The organism is Helicobacter pylori NQ4053, assembly GCF_000274605.1.
GTDB lineage: Bacteria > Campylobacterota > Campylobacteria > Campylobacterales > Helicobacteraceae > Helicobacter > Helicobacter pylori_CV.
Genome location: NZ_AKNV01000002.1, coordinates 160247 through 177000, shown reverse-complemented (window position 1 = coordinate 177000; position 16754 = coordinate 160247). Strand labels below are relative to the sequence as shown.

Here is a 16754-nt window from a genome sequence, read left to right as displayed (position 1 = left end):
AAAACCTAACCATAAAATTTGAACGAAGCATTATAGCAAAAAAGCTAAAACGCCACTCGCATGCCCACATTCCCAGTGATATTAAGATCTTGGTATTGCAAGCCCATCTTAAGCCCCACCCCCGCATTCACATACACCAAACGCCACAAATGCATTTCGCCTCCTGTGATCACGCTCGCAAAAGTGTTGAAAACTTCCCCCTTGCGATACAATAAAGTGTTTTCACCCACAAAACGCACCGTATTGTCGCCTTTAGATTTGATCAAAAGATCCCTACCCAGTCTCGCCGTTACAAAATAATAGGAATTTTGACCAAAATATTTACGGCTCTCTAGCCCCATGTTGAGCGTTAGAACCGATTCGTTAGAGGGGTTTGAATGCATGAGAAATTGTTTGTAAGCGGCATCATTTATTTTGCCTTCCATCCCGCTCAAGCCTATGAAATAATAGCTCACGCCCACTTGAGGTTTTAGCACCACGCTTTTTTGTTTGAACATGAAATCATAGCCGTAATTCCCATTCACGCTCGTTGTCCAGGTGTTGTAGTTGTAGCGTTGGTTCAACACAGAGAGCAAAGAATTAGAAGAATTGATATTATTTGCATTGCCTCCATAAGTTTCATTCGCGCTCAAAGTGAATTCGTTTCTTTTTAAAAAAGCCCTCGCATACATCCCCACATCCACATTATTGGCCAAAGAACGCATGATGTTCCCGTTAAAACCGCTATACCCATAAGCCACATAACCTCCGAGGATCACATTTTTAACCAACCGATCATAGCCCACATTCAAGCCATAAAGCGTGCCATTGCCCCCAGAAATAAAGCTCGCTCCCCCAATCCCTTGAACCCAAAGGTTATTGGGGTGTTTGCTAAGTTGTGAATATTTGACAAAAACCTCTCCAGGGTTAGGATCGCTAAAACGCTTGTTTTTAAGCTCTAACAAAGAAAAATCAGACTCTCCCTCTCTAGTCCTAAAATCAGAGAGTTTTGTCAAACGGCTGGTTTGTTGGGTGTAACTCGCCAATTCTAAAAGGTTGGTAGCGTTATCCCTAAAATTAGGGTTAGAAATCAAACTTGCGGTGTTTTGAAGATCTTTTGTTACGTCTAAGATTTCATTCAAAGAGTGGCTTTCTAAATAAATCGGCGCAAAAAGCGGGTTTTCTTTCGTTTCTATCATCAATGTTGAAAGCCACTTGATAGCGTTATTCCCCCCTATCGCTTCAATTTGATTGAGCGCGCTTTGCCCTTGAATGCCCGCAATGTAATCTTGTAAGGTAGGGGGGGTAAAATCCATCGCTTTATTGCCGTAAGACATTTTAACTTGGTTGTAGAGGACAGAAAGGCTTAAAATGTTGTTTTGATGGGCGTTGTTTGAGTTAGGCAACGCTACGCTTAATAATAACCCCTTATCTTGTAATAAAACCCGTTGGCCCAAATAAGTCAATACGCCGTTTTTTTCCTCTATGTGGTTTCCGTTGATATTGATTAAGGTATAGAGCTTCAAATACGATTGCAAGCTATTGGGGTTGATATTGTAATCAATGTAACGGCTGCTTTTCAATAAGGTGTAAGTCGTGTTATTGGCCATGCTGTTATTGACATTGATAAAAGGCGTTTGGGTGGTGTTGAGATTGATGATCCCCTCTGCTTGAATGAGTGGCGTTGGCGTTTGGATATTTTCTAAGTTAAAATGGATCGTTCCCAAATTATTCAAAGCCCCCCCTACTTCTAACCCATAAATCCCGGTGCTTAAAGAAGCGTTTGAAGCGATCACTAAATTTTGAAGCACCTCTATTTTTTGCGTGGCGTTGTTGTTAAACGCCCCTTGAATGTTTAAATTATTCGTTACAAAGCTGGCGTTTTTTTCTAACACCGCTTGGTTGGAAATCGTGAGGTTGTTGGCTTGGAATTGAGCGTTATTGTAAAGATACAGGTTTTTAACGTTTGCAGAGCCTTTAATCTTTGAAAAATCAACCACCCCGTTAGCGTAAATATTGCCTGAAAAATTGAAATCATTCGCCATAACCATCAAGCTTTCATCGTTATTGTTCAAGGCGATTGGCGCGTTATTTGACGCATTACTAGAAGAAGTGCCATTCGTGCTTTGGGCGCTAAGCGCACAAGGGTTTGCAGCGTTAGCTGCAGTTGGATCGCTTTGTTGTGTGCAACTGGCGTTGATAAACAGATTGCCTTGAGACACAGAAACATTGTTATTAGTGGCGTTAATCTTAAGGCCGTTGCTAGCGTTAAGCGTGGTGATGTTAATGTTAGAAACTTGATCGGACAATAATTGAAGCGTTCCAAAATGGTTAGTGAAAGCGATATGATTGTTTCCGGCAAAAATGAGCGAATTTCCTGCGTTAAAACTAAGCGTGCCTCCATTGGCGTTAGAGAAAGTGGAATTTTGCACAAAAACATTGCCTTGCGCGTTGAAACTAAAATCCCCTTTTTGCCACACTTGACTCAAGCCATAGGGAGCGAAAAGCCCCTTTTTACCAAGATTAGGGATCAAATCCCCCAAACCTTGTTCATAAACAGGCCCTAAACCTTTAGCCGCTAGGACTTTGTCTAAAACGCTTTTAATCTGTTGGTTTTGCAACAGGCTTTCTAAAGAATTGAGCGCATCTTGGCCTAAAAATTCGCCAATCATTTGCTTGCCTAAAGCCATTACATCGTTTTTTAAAGCGTTGCTCGGTTTGACAATATCTTGCAACATCACGCTTATCACTTGCCCTATATCGTTAGCGGAAATAAAGCCGGTGATCTGATTGAGCAGCCCTTTTTTACTCAATAAATCATTGATGGACATGCTGCCTATAAGCTTTTCAGGGTTTTGCAAATCAATGCCCCCCAACCCGGCTAATCCCCCCACTAGCCCGGTCCAAAAGCCTAATTTTTGTCTGATCAAATCCTTAATCGCCGTGTTCAAACCGCTATCGTTCATGAGATTATCAAAATTATTCTGTCCTAAAAGCTGGCTTAGGGTTTGATTTTTTTGTTCAGGCGTTAAATACCCCCCAATCACGCTACCACTCCCTAGCGTATTTACTATCAAATTCCCTAATCCCCCGGCTTTATTAATGGATTGCACCGCCACTTCGCCCAAAATATTAGCGAGCCCGGCTTGATTGAAAACCTTATTGATGCCCTCTTGGCCTAGCATGCTAAAAATCCCATCGGTTTGCGAGCTTACGATATTCGATTGGTTGAGAATGAGCGAAGTTTGGCTGTTAAAAGTTACGCTAGCGCTCCCCCCAGTCCCCCATGCGTTCCCACTCCCTAAAGTGCCGGTAAGATAAATTTCTTTAGCGTTAAAAGTCGTGTCAATATAGCCCAAATCAGCCGAGCTAGACTCCAAAAGCTGCCCTAAATAAGTGCCTCTAAATTTTTGGCACACAATATCAGTATAATCGCAAGGTGTTTGATAGCCCAAGCCCCCAAAAACCACCGCGCTATTGGTGTCTGTTTGCCCTATTTTAGTCGCTCCTATAATCAAAGCGCCGTTATTGAAATTTTGCACGACTGAATTGTTTGCGTTATCAATCAACTCGTTAATGTTTTTCCAATCGCTAGGCGTGATGAGTTTGGTAAGCTGGTTTAGCGCATCGCCTTTTAAATCGCTCAAACTTGAAAGCGAAAAATCATTCCCTAATATCTTTTTGATTTCAGGGTAGAGTTTGAGCACCATTTGCCCTAACGCTTTGATATTACTGAAATTATAGCCCTTGTTATAGATGTGCAACGCGCTAATAGGGTTGCCTTGCGCGTTATAGGTTTGCGAGATGACAGAAGATTCAGAGGTTAGATTGTTATTTTTCGTGGTGTTATTGCTGCCGTTAGCTTGATAGGATTGGTTGGGGTTGTAATAGCCTTTCACGCTGCTCGTGAGGTAAAACACGCCTTGTGCATCATCGCTATAAGAATACACGCCATTAGCGTTGTTATAAACTTTTTGGTAGTTAAAGATTTCAGAGCCAATGTTATAGAGCGTGTTTTTAATACCCGGGATTTGAGAGAGCGTAACGCTTAATTGGTTGTCTTTAAAGCTCTCGGTGATTTTTAGGGCGTTATTAAGGGGGTTAGTGAAACTATAAGTTTGGTTAGTAGCATCATAAATCCCGTCATTGATGCGCATGCCAAAGAAGCTGATACGCTCATACCAATTACTATTCATGTCCGCTTGAATGATGTTATACACACGATTTTTATTATCGTTTAGATCGCTTAGTAAATCAATGTTAGCGATATTCAAACTCCCTTGATCGCTAAAAACAAGCTGGCTGTTTTTCAAATTCAACACGCTACTGCTGTTAGGGTTTAAGAGGTTGCCTCCCAAACTCAAGGGCGCTTTAATGTCAAGAGTTTGATGGAAAGTGATGGGGCTTTGAGAAAAAGCGTTATCATAGAAATTAAACGCCGTGTTAGAGGTGATAGTGCTAGAGCCTTGAAAATCTAAAGAAGAGTTATTGCTTAAATTAAACTGCCCTCCTAAAGAGCTCGCTCCCTTAAACACGATAGAGGAATTATTCAAACTCGTAGTAATATTCGCTGAATTGAAATTAACCGCCCCGTTAAAATTAAGGTGAGAGCCATTACTTGCAATCAAGCTCGCATAATCGTTGATCGTGGCGTTATTGGAAACATTAATGGTACTTTGGTTGAGGTTGAGCGAGCTGGTGTCGTTTAAATTCAAACCGCCTTGAAGCTCCAAGGTTGAATGGTTGCTCGCATTGATAGAGGCGTTTTGAGAAAGATTGATCGCATTGGCTTTAATACTGCTTGTCCCCACTGAAACGCTTAAATTGGAATTGTCAAACGACACGCTATTAGCTGAAATTTGATACAAACCAGAGCTTAAATTCGTGCTGTTGGTGAAACTGATCGCATTCTTGGCGTTGAATTTAAAAACAGATTGCGTTTGCCCCACATAGCCCCTAAAAGAGCTGTTAGAAAAATCCAGATTCAAAGCGTTGAAACTAAAATTAGGGTTACCGCCATTTTGTGCGGTATCGTCTATAAAATAGGAGTTTTGAGCCTGAATGTTCGCGCTGTTAGAGACAAAATTCATAGAAGAGCTTTGCGTCCCAGCGGCGCGGTTATACAAAGTCGCGTTCGTTAAAAGAATGCCTTGAAGCCCATTAAAATTAAGGCTTGCGCCCCCACCGCTAGAAATGCGATTCCCGCTTTCAATGCTGCCGGTAATGTAAATCTTTTGCGCTTCATAATGCCCTGTAATAAAGCCTATGCATTGCAAATTCCAACAATGCCCGCTCGCATCATTACTCCCTGCTCCCTTATTGTCCCCAAAGCGAATGATTACATTAGACTGCGGCGCATCGCTTAAGCTCGTCCATATATTTTTAGCCCCAAAAACGATCGCGCTGTTTTGCCCGGTGAATGTTTGAGAAAATTCCGCCTTAGTGAATAGAGTTTTCCCGCTCGCATAAAAATCAATGCTGTTGTCGTAATAATAAATGGTGTTGTTTGCATTCCCTAAATTATTGTTATAGCTATTAGGCATGTAGGTCATAAAACCGAGAGCGTTTTGATAATACAAATGATCCGATTTTTCCATATCCACATAATCAAACACCATGCCAACGCCCAAGCGCCGGATAGAAATGCTGTTTTGTGAAAAAACCTCTTGGAAATTGTAGGTTTGGTTATTGAAAGAATACACCACATCATAGACGCCATTACCCGCGCTAGAAACGAGCTTTTCACTGCTAGCCCCATGCCCTTGGTAGTTGATGAGCTGCCATAGATTTTTACTGAAAGCGTTGTTGTAATCAATTTCTTTAGAAGAGCTTACAAGGGTGATAGGGTTGCCATTAGTGATAGCTTCACCAATATTAATCACCGAATGAGCGTTAAAAGTAATCGTCCCATCGCCAAAAGACAAAGGGGCGTTCAAGTTTTTTAAAGTGATGTTATTTAAAGTAACTTGCCCTTTCACGCTCGTGTTTGTTGGGCCATTAAAAGCCACGTTATCAAAAGTTGCATTCCCTGCAATATTAACAGAGCCGGTATTATTAAAATTAGCGGTATTTTGAGAGTCATTAGTAGAGTTCCCAAAAACAGCGTTCCCGGCGATTTGCAAATTTGAATTAGCGTTAGTGAAATCCCCTATAAACGAAGTGGTCGCGCTAGAATTATTGAAATTAAAAGAAGCACTATTGTTAAAGTTAGCGTTATTGAACGAAGCGTTTTTTGCGCTAATCTCAAACGAACCGCTGTTGAACTGGTTGTTATTTGAAAAATTCAAGCTATCGCCGCTGAATTGGTAACTCCCTCCATTAAAGTTGGTGTTTTCAAAAGTCGCTTGCCCTGCATTGAAAGTGAATTTCCCGTCTTTGGCTTGGTTAGTGAAAGTTGTGCCATACACTGAAAGTTTGCCGTTAGCGTTTAGACCATTCAAATTCTGCGAACTATCCATGTTTTGCGTGGAAAAAGTCATGGAGCTTGAATAAGCCCCGGCGTTATGCTGCGTGATAGTAGCGTTAGCGATATTGATACTATCTACCCCATTAAAAACCAGATTGGCTGCCCCACCCGTGCCTACACGATTGCCAGAACGCAGATTCGCTGTGATATAGACATGATAAGCGCTATAAGTGCCGTTAGTCGTGCCTGTGCATTGGTAATAGGGCCAAGGCCCACAATGCCCATTAAGAACGCTCCCTGAAGTGTCCCCAAAAGACACCGTGTCGCTAGAAGAAACGCTATTTCCAGTCCATGTTGAGTTATACCCAATCACCAGATTGCTATTACTCGCGCTAAAGGTCTGTTTAAACGAGTTAGTGTAGCTCCCCCATATTTGAACGCTCGGCAAGTAATAAGTCCCGTTCTCTGTAAAATTTTGAGATTTGGGGATGTAATATTTATGATCATACCAAGGCATGTCAGAATTGATATAATTTGAAGCGGATAAGTCAAATTGTGATCCGCTGATTGTAGGGGGTGGCGTGTAAGTCCCGCTCTCTAAAGCCTGGATAATGATGGAATTATGGCTGAAAGTTTCTTGCAGTTTGTAGATAGTATCCCCTATTTTATAGCCCACTTGATAGACTTGTGGGGAGTCTTTAGTGGGTGCAGAGGGCGAAGCATTAGCGAGTTTAGGTGTTGCAGCGTTTTCATTCAAAAGCTGTCCGGTAACCCCATTGTAAGTGATCATATCCCACAAACCTTGAGCGAAACTTTGCGGCTTTGAAGGGCTTTCGTTCGTTTTTAAAGCGTTTGTCAGGCTATTGAGTGCATGGTTTAAAAGATGATTATAAGTGATCCCACCGCTAGAATTTAAAATCGTTACGCTCTTCTCACTGCCTAAACTTGTAAGGTTAAAAGTCGTCCCTTGAGCGAGAGTGATTTTAGAACTCCCAAAATCAAGGGTTGAGCCATTTTCCAAATCATTCTTACCGCTTAAAGTAACGCTACCGGTAATAGTCATGTTGTTTGCATCAACAGAAGTACTGAATGTTGTGTTGTTAAAACTCGCATCTTTTTCTATAGTGATTTTACCGGTATTGTTGAAAGTAGCGTTATTAAAGGAAGCGTTTTGGATCGTTAGTTGGTGGTTTGAATTGTTAAAGGCTTGCTGGAAATTCACAAAGCCCTTAAGAGTGGTAGCGTTACCACTAAAAGAGCTGTTTTGAATTTGGGGGTGCTGAGCGCTGTTAGCTGGATTACTTTGGTTGTTAAAAGTAAAAGCCCCCCCATTAAAGAAGCTGTTTTGAAAAGTGGCTTGATTGTTAAAAGTGTATGTGGCGTTACTAAAAGTTGCACCATTAAAAGAACTTGTATCTTTGAAAGTGAAACTACCGCTATTAAAAGCGGTATTATTGGTAGCACTAAATCCCTTATTGAAAGTGAATGCCCCCCCATTCCATTTCGCCCCGCTAAAAGTGGCGTTCTCTTCAAAAGTGAAACTGCCGCTTGCGTTGCTAAAGGTCGTATTAGTAGCGTTAGTCGTGCCTTTAAAAGAATAGCTAGGCCCTGAAGTGGAGCAATTAGCCCCACTGCCAATTTTAGCTAAAGAACTGCAAGTATCCCCACTTAAAGAAACCGAACCAATGGTAATGGCGCTGTTAGCGTTGCCTATATTCACTTGCGAAGTTTTATACGCACTGATATTAGAATTGATAGTAACCTTATTAGCGTTCAAGTTTAAAGTGGCTGTGCCGGTGTGCGTGCCAGCTCCCGATCCCACACGATTGCCCACTTCTAAAGCGCCGTTTAAATTGATTGTGCCAACCGTAAATGTTACATCATCTTTACCTTGATTATAACCTTGATACGAAGTGAAACTATTAGAACCGCTTAAATCTAAAACAACGCTATTGCCTAGATTGATCGTGAGATTGCCCCCAACATAATTGGTAAAACCGCTTAAACTATAAGTCCCCGTTTCATTCCCACTACCCACAGAAATGGCTTGATAGTTTTGAGAAGACAAATAATTAGCGGCATTTCCAGCATCATAGCCTTTATGATTTGCCCCCCATACATTCTTTAAACACCCTGCAAATTCCCACCATGCGCAATACTGACTGCCCTTAACCCAATGCACATACTCACCCCCCACTTTTGGGTTTAACAAATCCCACAGATTATTCGCATACGCCCCACTAGCAAACCCGCTGATCAGTAAAGGTGCGAGCCATAAAGGACGCTTTAAGATTGTTTTTTGATTTTGATGCGATCGTTTTATCTTTTTTGGTTTCTTTTTAAATTGTTTCATTTAAACGCTACCTTCTCATTTTCTAGATGGTAGCCAAAAACTCTCTCATTTGATTAAATCAAAGGGACTAAAGTGCATTTTTCCCAAACAAACGCAAGAAAAACAAAGCGCACACCAGCACAAGCAATTCCTTAAACAGCCATTCGCTTTGAGCGTGCGAGCGGGCAAATTCAGCGCTTTGAATTGCGGCTTCGCCCACTTTTTGAGCGTTTAAAATATAAGGCGTGTAATAAAAAACAAAGAGCAAACACAACGCCCCTATCGCCACGCCAAGAATCAAATACACTAACGATCTTTTAGAGTAGATAAACGAAATGATTTCATAAAGTAACACCACAAAACCGATCGCGCCTAAAAGGAAATTGAAACGCACAATGATTTGCGACATGAGTTTCCCGCTCTCAAACAAAGTCAAATTAAATTCAGGCAAAATGCTTGGGGCTTTGAAAACAATGGGTGCGACCATCATCCCTAAAGTGATCAAAGAGCCGCCCAAAATGCCTAAAAGAAGCAAATACACCCCTAAACCAAATTTTTTCATCTTCCACCTTTTTTAAGATTTTTGCAACAAATGGTTACAATCCTTAAACTGCCACACTTGAACTAAGGGCATAAAAAATTCTAAAAGGGCTTGAATGTCAGTGATTCTATCTTTTAAACCGATAAACACTTCAATCTTCACGCCCTTTTCCAATAAAAATCTAATTATAGAATCACTATACTTGTAATCCAATAAAGATTCCAATTCTTCTAAAGAACCCATTTTTTTAAAACGCTCCAATTGGGCGTTCAAGCCCACGGCTTGATAAAAGTTATCCATGTAGCTTTGCGGATCTTTTTGAAACGAAGAAAGTTGCAAGCGTTTGAACGCCAAACTCTTATGCGCTAGCATGCACGGCGAAAACAATAACAAGGAATGGATGCGCCGCTGTTGTAAGACTTCATCATAGGCGTATTCTATCGCCTTAATCGCCCCCATAGAAAAGCCTGACACATCATAAGCCCCTTTTAAAAGCCACTCTTCAAACAAAACGCTTTCATTAATGAACCCAAAACCACTAAAAAAACGCATTTTCATCCGTTCAACAAATCATACAAATTAGAATGTTCTAAATATTCTTGCTCTAATAGTAGAGCGCTTAATCGCTTGCAAGCTGCAATTTGCGGCTTTAAAAACTCCAGTTGCTCTTCATAAAGAACGCTTAAAGACTCTTTTGTAGGGGTTAAAAGAAGCTCGCTAGCCATAAATTCATTCAAAAATTTCGCTTTTTGCAAGTCCTGTTTAGACAGACTATAACGCTCTTTATAGAGCAACTCTAAAATAATCGTCCCACTCAAATACACTTTAATGTAATTTTTAATCTCGCTCTCGCTATGGATTTTATTTTCATTAAAAGCGATAAATTCCCCCAATAAAGGCACTTTATCAAATTCAATTTCTAGCCAATACGCACTCAAGGCTTTCGCGCTTTGATACAAAGCGACTAATTCTTTTTGGTTTTCGTCTAAGGTTTGGGGTTTTTTCTTGCCGTAAGCGATCTTGTCTTTCACTTCTAAAATGTCGCTCTCAGCGATTTCGGTTCGTTGATGTTTGAGGGCGTTTAAAGCGCTTTCATTGATTAAAGTTGCCAACATCGCCCCGCTAAAACCCACGCAAATTTTAGCGATCTTAAGATAATCTAGCGCGTGTTTTTTGTTTTCTAAAAGCTTTTCTAAAATGCTTTGTCTTTCTAGTAAATCCGGTAAAGAAATGAAAATACGCCGATCAAATCGTTTGCTCCTTAATAGCGCTTCATCCATCACTTCCATTTGGTTAGTCGCTCCTATCACCACCACCTCATCGTTTTGTAAAAACCCATCCATTTCGGTTAAAAGCTGATTGAGCGTGGCCTCTCTCTCATCGCTCCTATGCCCTCCCCTAGCCTTACCCAAAGCATCAATTTCATCAATGAAAATAATAGAGGGGGCATGCCTTTTAGCATGCATGAAAAGTTCATGCACTTTTTTAGCCCCAGCCCCCACATAAATTTGAGAAAACGCGCTCCCGCTTTCATAAAAAAACGGCACTTTAGCTTCACTCGCTAAGGCTTTAGCGATCATGGTTTTGCCCACTCCAGGAGGCCCGATTAAAAGCACGCCTTTAGGGAGAAAAATCCCTAAATCCTGGTATTTTTTAGGGTTTTTTAAATAGTCTATCACTTCTAATAATTCTTCTTTAACTTCATCCACCCCTGCAATGTCTTCAAAACGCACCCCTAGCGCGTCGTATCGCTGGAATGCATTTTCTAATTCGTTTTTGTGTGCACTTTCTAAACTCATTTTAGTGTCCAATCGTTTGGGCAAGCGCCAAAAGATCCCAAAAAGCATGCTAGAAATGAAAAAAAGCAACGCTAAATTCATTTTAGAACCCTTGCTTAAATTTTCTCGTCTTTCTATGGGCATGCTTTCTGGGATTTTATAGGCTCTTAAAAAGGCTTCTTTGTTGGTTTTATAAAGTCCTTTATTGGCATAAAAATAATTTTCATCTTCAATTAGAGTTTGCTTAGGGTGGGATTGGATCACATAAAAAAAGTCCTTACCCGATATGAGCCTAGAAACATCGCTCAAAACTAAAAAAAGGAGCAAACAAAAAGTAAGGATCAAAAACCCTAACGCCAAAACAAGCGAGCGGTTTTTAATGCGTTTAAAGGGAGCGGTGAGATTTTCTAAAAATTTAGAAAACGGCATGATTTTCCCTCTCCTTAATTTCATACTCTTTGATTTCTAAAAAACTAGCCCTTAAAGGCTTATCGCTTTTGATTTTAATGGGGTTAAAGAATTGATCTAAGGCTTTAAATTCGCCGTCTTTTTGCGCTTCCACTAAGGCTTTTAGGGGCGTGTTGAGCTTGAGTTGCAATTGCCTAAACGCCTTATTTTTATGCAAAATCAAATCTTTAATCGCATTCAAACGCTTTTTAGAATCTTCCAAGCTCACGCTATCATGCATCAAGCTAGAGGGGGTGTCTTTTCGTTTGCTGTAAATAAAAGGGTGGATGTGCGTTAAAGGCAAGCTTTCTAAATTTTTAAACGCTTTTTCAAAAACGCTTCCGCTCTCGCCCGGATGCCCTACAATAAAATCCGTGCCAATAGCAAAATTTTTAGAAGCGATTACCTCTAATAATTCCCTATCGCTTTTAGTGCGGTTTCTTCTATTCATCCTCTCTAGCATGAAATCATGGCTGTGCTGTAAAGCGATATGCAAATGTTTTTCTAAAAAATCCTCTTCTAAAAGCTCTAAAAATTCATCGTTGATTTGATTAGGCTCTAAACTCCCAATCCTTATGCGTTTTAATCCAGCAATCTGGCTTAATTTTTTAATCAACCTTGCGATATTGCTTTCTTTATCTTTCCCATAGCTCCCCACATTGGTGCCGGTTAAAACCACTTCTTGAACGCCTTTAGAGCATAAAAGACCCACTTGCTCTAAAATTTTCCTTTCTTCAAAACTCCTAGCCCTCCCTCTCACGCTTGGGATAATGCAATAATTGCAATCAAAATCACAGCCTTCTTGGATCTTGATAAACGCCCTAGTTTTTCCCACAAACTCGCTCACCATCGTGGTGTCTAAGTGCTTGTTTTCTAAATTATCATCTATAAAAAAACGCTTTTTTTCTTGTAAAAGCGCATTAATCTTTTCTTTATTGTCATGCCCAAAAACGCCCTTTAAAAACCCTTTTTCAAAAAGCTCTTTGCCTTGGGTTTTCACCCCACAACCAGTAAATAACACTTCCTTATCCAATCGTGCCATTTTTTTAGCGTAACTCCTTACTGCGCTATCGGCCCCATTAGTCACGGTGCAAGAATTGATCACAATAATATCGGCTTCTTGTTCTTCTAAAGTCGCGCTAAAGTCTTTCAAATTCTCGCCCATCACTTGCGTGTCAAAAAGATTCGTCCTGCACCCAAAAGTTTTGAAATAGACTTTTTTCATTTTTGTTCCCTTTTATTCCCAAAACCATCGCCTAGAGCATCAGCATCCACTTTAAGCAGCTTGCTGGTCGTATAAGCGATATGAATATTTTCTTCTTTCAAAAAAGCTTCAACAATTTCAGCCACAATCTTGCTCCTCAAAGACATGGTGGCATACGAATTGGTTTGATACCACACCGAGATTTTTATCCCGTTACTTTCAGGCATCAAAAAGCATCGAGGCTTGACGCTCAAACTCCTTAAAGAATACCGGTCGCGCATTTTATTGAGCTGTTTATAGGTAATATCCGTGTATTCTTTAGACAATTCTGTAGCGATGTTGAGCGCAATTTTAGAAGCTTTTTTAAAATCAGAATCAAATGTAACGCAAAAATCCACCCCATCCCAAACCGTTTTCATCCCAAAATGGCTGTAATTAGCGAACATGGTGGTGAAAATATAATTATTAGGCACAAAGATAATTCGGCCCGCTCTCCTGTTGTTCGTGTAGGTGGTAAAGGTTACATCTTCTAAAATCGTAATGTGCAACATAGAAATATCCAACACATCGCCAATAAAAATATCCGTCCCCTTAGCGATACGCACCCTATCGCCCACATGCACGCTCCCCCCAATCAAAATGATAAACCACCCGAGCAAGCTCATGAACAAATCTTTCATCGCAATCGCTAAGCCCGCGCTCGCAAAGCCTAAAACCGTTACCAAGTAAGTAACGTTTTCTAAATAAGAAAAAAGAAAGATTAAAATGATCACGCTCACATTCACGAAGTTAATGGCTTTATTCACGGTATAGACGCGCTCATTATTTTCAATGTATTTACTGGAAATGATTTTTAAAATCCACGCAAACACCACGCTCAAAAGGGCCGCTAAAAACACATAAACCAATTTAAAAAGCTGGTTTTTAACTTGAGATTTGACAATGCTTATAGCTTCATCGCTGTCTTTTTGGAAAATCCCGATCGTGGTTTTTAGAATGTTTTGAGCCCCTTGCAATTCTAAGCGTTTGGCTTGAGTTTGATAAATCTCATCGCTCAATTTCGCGCTTTTATCCAAAGCATGCCACTGATTTAAAAGCTGGTGTTTTTGATCTAGAAGCTTTAAAACTTCTTCTAAAGCAGTTTGGTTATTTTTAAGACTTTCATGCTTTAAACGCATGCTTTTAATGAAAGAGATGCCATCAATGATTGCAATAGGGTTAGCGATATTAGGGATATTGGGGATATTGGGGCGCTCTATCAAGTCCTTAAAAGGATTGACCCCATAGCTTTCAAACATTTTTTGTTGAGACTCTAAAGCCTTTAAGGTATGCTCTAATGTGCTAATCTTTAATAAATCCTTGCTTTTTTTATTTTTTAAACGCCTTAATTCCTGCCTCACGCTCTCTTTTTCGGTATAAATTTGGTTGTAAATCTTGTAGTTTTCAAATTTTTTCAACCACACGTTATCGTCTTTGGCGAGTTTTTTATCCACCAAAGCCATTTGTTTTTGTATAGAGGATAATTCTTGGCTCTTATCTTCTGCTTGCAAAAACAAAAAACAAAAGAATAATAATACCCTTAATGCCATTTTTCTAACACCTTTAAAATCGTTCCTTTAGGGATATGAGAGGCAATCTCAAACGCTCCAATGCCTTTGGGCAGAATGAATTTGATTGTCTTATTCTCGCTTTTTTTGTCTAAAAACAAGCGTTCGTAAAATTTTTGAAGATCAATAATTTTGTAATTGAATATCAAATCAAATTTTTTCAATAAATTTTCTATGCGTTCGTATTCTTTTAAAGTGAGCATGCCTAAAGAAAGGGCTAAATCATTCGCCATGCACATGCCAATAGCGATCGCTTCGCCATGCAAAAATCGCTCATAATCAGTCTCGTTTTCTATCGCATGCCCAAAGGTATGCCCATAGTTCAACCCAGCCCTAATATTTCGCTCTTTTTCATCTTGAACAACGACTTGAGCTTTGATACTGACGCTTTGAAAGATTACTTCTTCTAAACAATCTTTTAAATCCTTTGTTTCCAATCTTTCTACCAAGCTTTTATCAAAACACACCGCCATTTTAATGATTTCAGCCACCCCTGCTTGAAATTCCCTTTTTTCAAGGGTTTTTAAAAAAGCTAAATCAATATAAACCGCTCTAGGCTGGTGGAACGATCCGATTAAGTTCTTGCCATAAGGCGTGTTAATCCCTGTTTTCCCTCCCACGCTCGCATCCACTTGAGAAAGTAAAGTCGTAGGGATATTAATAAAATCAATCCCCCTAAAATAAATACTGCTCGCAAACCCCACCATATCGCTTATCACTCCCCCACCAAGGGCTATCATTAAAGAATGGCGGTTTAATTGCATTTCAAAGGCGTTGTTTAAAATGCGCTCTAATGAATGAAAATTCTTGTATTTTTCTCCGGACTCTATCACGCACACTCTGACTTCTAAGGCTTTCAAGCGCTCCAATAAATACGATAAATGCAACCCAGATACGATGCTATCGCTAATGATGAGGGCTTTTTGTTTCAATTTTATTTCAGGCAATTCCCCCAAAAACACTTTATAGCTTTTTTCTTTTAAAGGGATTACAATTTCTTGCATTCTTTCACTCCGCTACAGGGATAAAAATTTGAGGGTTGTCATCGTTTAAAAACGCTAATTTTTCCACTTTAGTGGATAAAAACCACCAAAAGCGCGTGTGCGTGATGCACTCTTCAAAAGGCATGAAATGCAAAATGGGATTTCTTAAAGAATTGAGATACATGATAGGATTTCTAATATCGGTTTGGAAAATCTCAATCTTGCGGTTGAGCGTGTTGGCTAAATTTTCATAATGATTGACAATCTCGTTTTTATAGCGCTTGTTAGGGTCAAAATCATAGAGCAACAAGCCCAAATCCATTTGCATAGACACATCAAAAATCACTGAAGACATGTCCTCATTAATATCCAAGCTTTCATTCAATACCACCACGCTTTGAGAGGTTTTAAACAAGCCGGAAGTGTTGGTTTTATAAACCGGGGTGGCTGTTTTATACAAGGCTTTTCGGTGTTTTTTGAAGAAAAAAAGCTCTCTGCCTACCACGATTAGGCCCATTTTTTTCTGGTGGTCTTCATGGAGTTTTTGGATAAAACTTTTCCCGTAAAAATCAAAATTCACTTCAATGCTTTCGGTTTCTAGCGCTAAAAATTTATGGTAAAACTTAGGGCTAGTGGGGTGTAAAACCTGGATATAGAGCTTGTAGCTCTTTAAATGTTTGTGCAAAAACAAGGCCTGATACACATCGCGCATCATCGCTTTTCGGCTTTGTAAGCGCATATCAATGTATAAATAAATGCTCTTACCAAAGGGGGCTGGGAACTGCCCCACGTTGCTTTTGACTTGATGATACACCGCGTTTAAAATTTCCGGATTACCCGCCACTAAAAGAATGTCTCGTGGCTGGATAACCAAAGATTTAGTGGAGAGCAACAAAACATCGTTGCGATAAAGCCCTACAATCCTGTATTCTTTTTGCCTGATAGAGCCAATATGTCTGTAAGCAAAAATACTCCCAAAAGGCACATCAATCTCCATGATCTCGCCCTTGCCTAACCCAAATTCTCTAGGGGTGCTAGGGATATTAGGCAAACGAGAAATGAATTTATTGGCTAAAACTTCAAATTCATCAATCAAAATAAGCTTTTCATCTTTATTTTCTTCATTATTTTCTAAAGTTTTTTCACCATCTTTTTTCACGCTCAAAACCACGCGCATGCGTTTGAAATGGGTTTGAATGATTTTATGAATGATGTGCTGTTCTTTAAAATCTTGTATGATTAAAAACGCATCGCTCACCTCATCGTTTAACACCTGCAAAAGCCTAAAACTGGAAGTCGCATCAAAACAATGAAAAGCGAAAGTGCTCGGGTAGTTTTTAGGGATAAGGCTCTCATCTTTGACAACCACTATATAAAAATTATGATTAGAATAATGCCTTAGCACCAAGTCTAAAAAATTTTTTGCTACAATGCCATCTAAAATAAGGGCGATTTTTTTCAATTCCAAACTTCCTAA

General features: G+C 39.9%; 8 protein-coding genes. All 8 read right to left on the bottom strand.

The genetic code is table 11. From position 1 onward, the window contains the following. Positions 1–44: 44 nt before the first annotated feature. The 8 genes from imaA to AYS37_RS01745 all read right to left on the bottom strand — a co-directional run bounded on the left by imaA (position 45) and on the right by AYS37_RS01745 (position 16739). Positions 45–8738 (bottom strand): immunomodulatory autotransporter protein ImaA, encoded by an 8694-nt coding sequence (gene imaA, locus AYS37_RS01780; protein WP_000808585.1) that lies wholly within the window; start codon positions 8736–8738, stop codon positions 45–47. A gap of 67 nt (positions 8739–8805) precedes the next feature. Continuing rightward, positions 8806–9279 (bottom strand): DUF4149 domain-containing protein, encoded by a 474-nt coding sequence (locus AYS37_RS01775; RefSeq protein WP_000713388.1) that lies wholly within the window; start codon positions 9277–9279, stop codon positions 8806–8808. 12 nt (positions 9280–9291) lie between these two features. Next, positions 9292–9810 carry a pimelyl-ACP methyl ester esterase BioV gene (gene bioV / locus AYS37_RS01770; protein ID WP_001210516.1) on the bottom strand — a complete coding sequence of 173 codons (519 nt, stop codon included), beginning with the start codon at positions 9808–9810 and terminating at the stop codon, positions 9292–9294. A 2-nt stretch (positions 9811–9812) separates the two neighbouring features. Then, a complete protein-coding gene (locus AYS37_RS01765) occupies positions 9813–11465 on the bottom strand; it encodes an AAA family ATPase (protein ID WP_001116670.1) in 1653 nt (550 codons plus the stop codon). Then, positions 11452–12708: a tRNA (N(6)-L-threonylcarbamoyladenosine(37)-C(2))-methylthiotransferase MtaB gene (gene mtaB / locus AYS37_RS01760; RefSeq protein WP_000758505.1), complete on the bottom strand. Its 1257-nt coding sequence runs from the start codon at positions 12706–12708 to the stop codon at positions 11452–11454. Before mtaB ends, AYS37_RS01765 begins: the two co-directional genes overlap by 14 nt. Beyond that, positions 12705–14276, bottom strand: coding sequence for a mechanosensitive ion channel family protein (locus AYS37_RS01755; protein WP_001218228.1), 1572 nt, complete (start codon positions 14274–14276; stop codon positions 12705–12707). The genes mtaB and AYS37_RS01755 overlap by 4 nt, the downstream gene beginning before the upstream one ends. Further along, the gene (gene aroB / locus AYS37_RS01750) at positions 14267–15298 is read right to left on the bottom strand and encodes a 3-dehydroquinate synthase (RefSeq protein ID WP_001156365.1); all 1032 of its coding nucleotides are present in this window, start codon (positions 15296–15298) and stop codon (positions 14267–14269) included. The genes AYS37_RS01755 and aroB overlap by 10 nt, the downstream gene beginning before the upstream one ends. 4 nt (positions 15299–15302) lie before the next feature. Beyond that, positions 15303–16739 (bottom strand): COG3400 family protein, encoded by a 1437-nt coding sequence (locus tag AYS37_RS01745; protein ID WP_000717194.1) that lies wholly within the window; start codon positions 16737–16739, stop codon positions 15303–15305. Positions 16740–16754 lie beyond the last annotated feature (15 nt).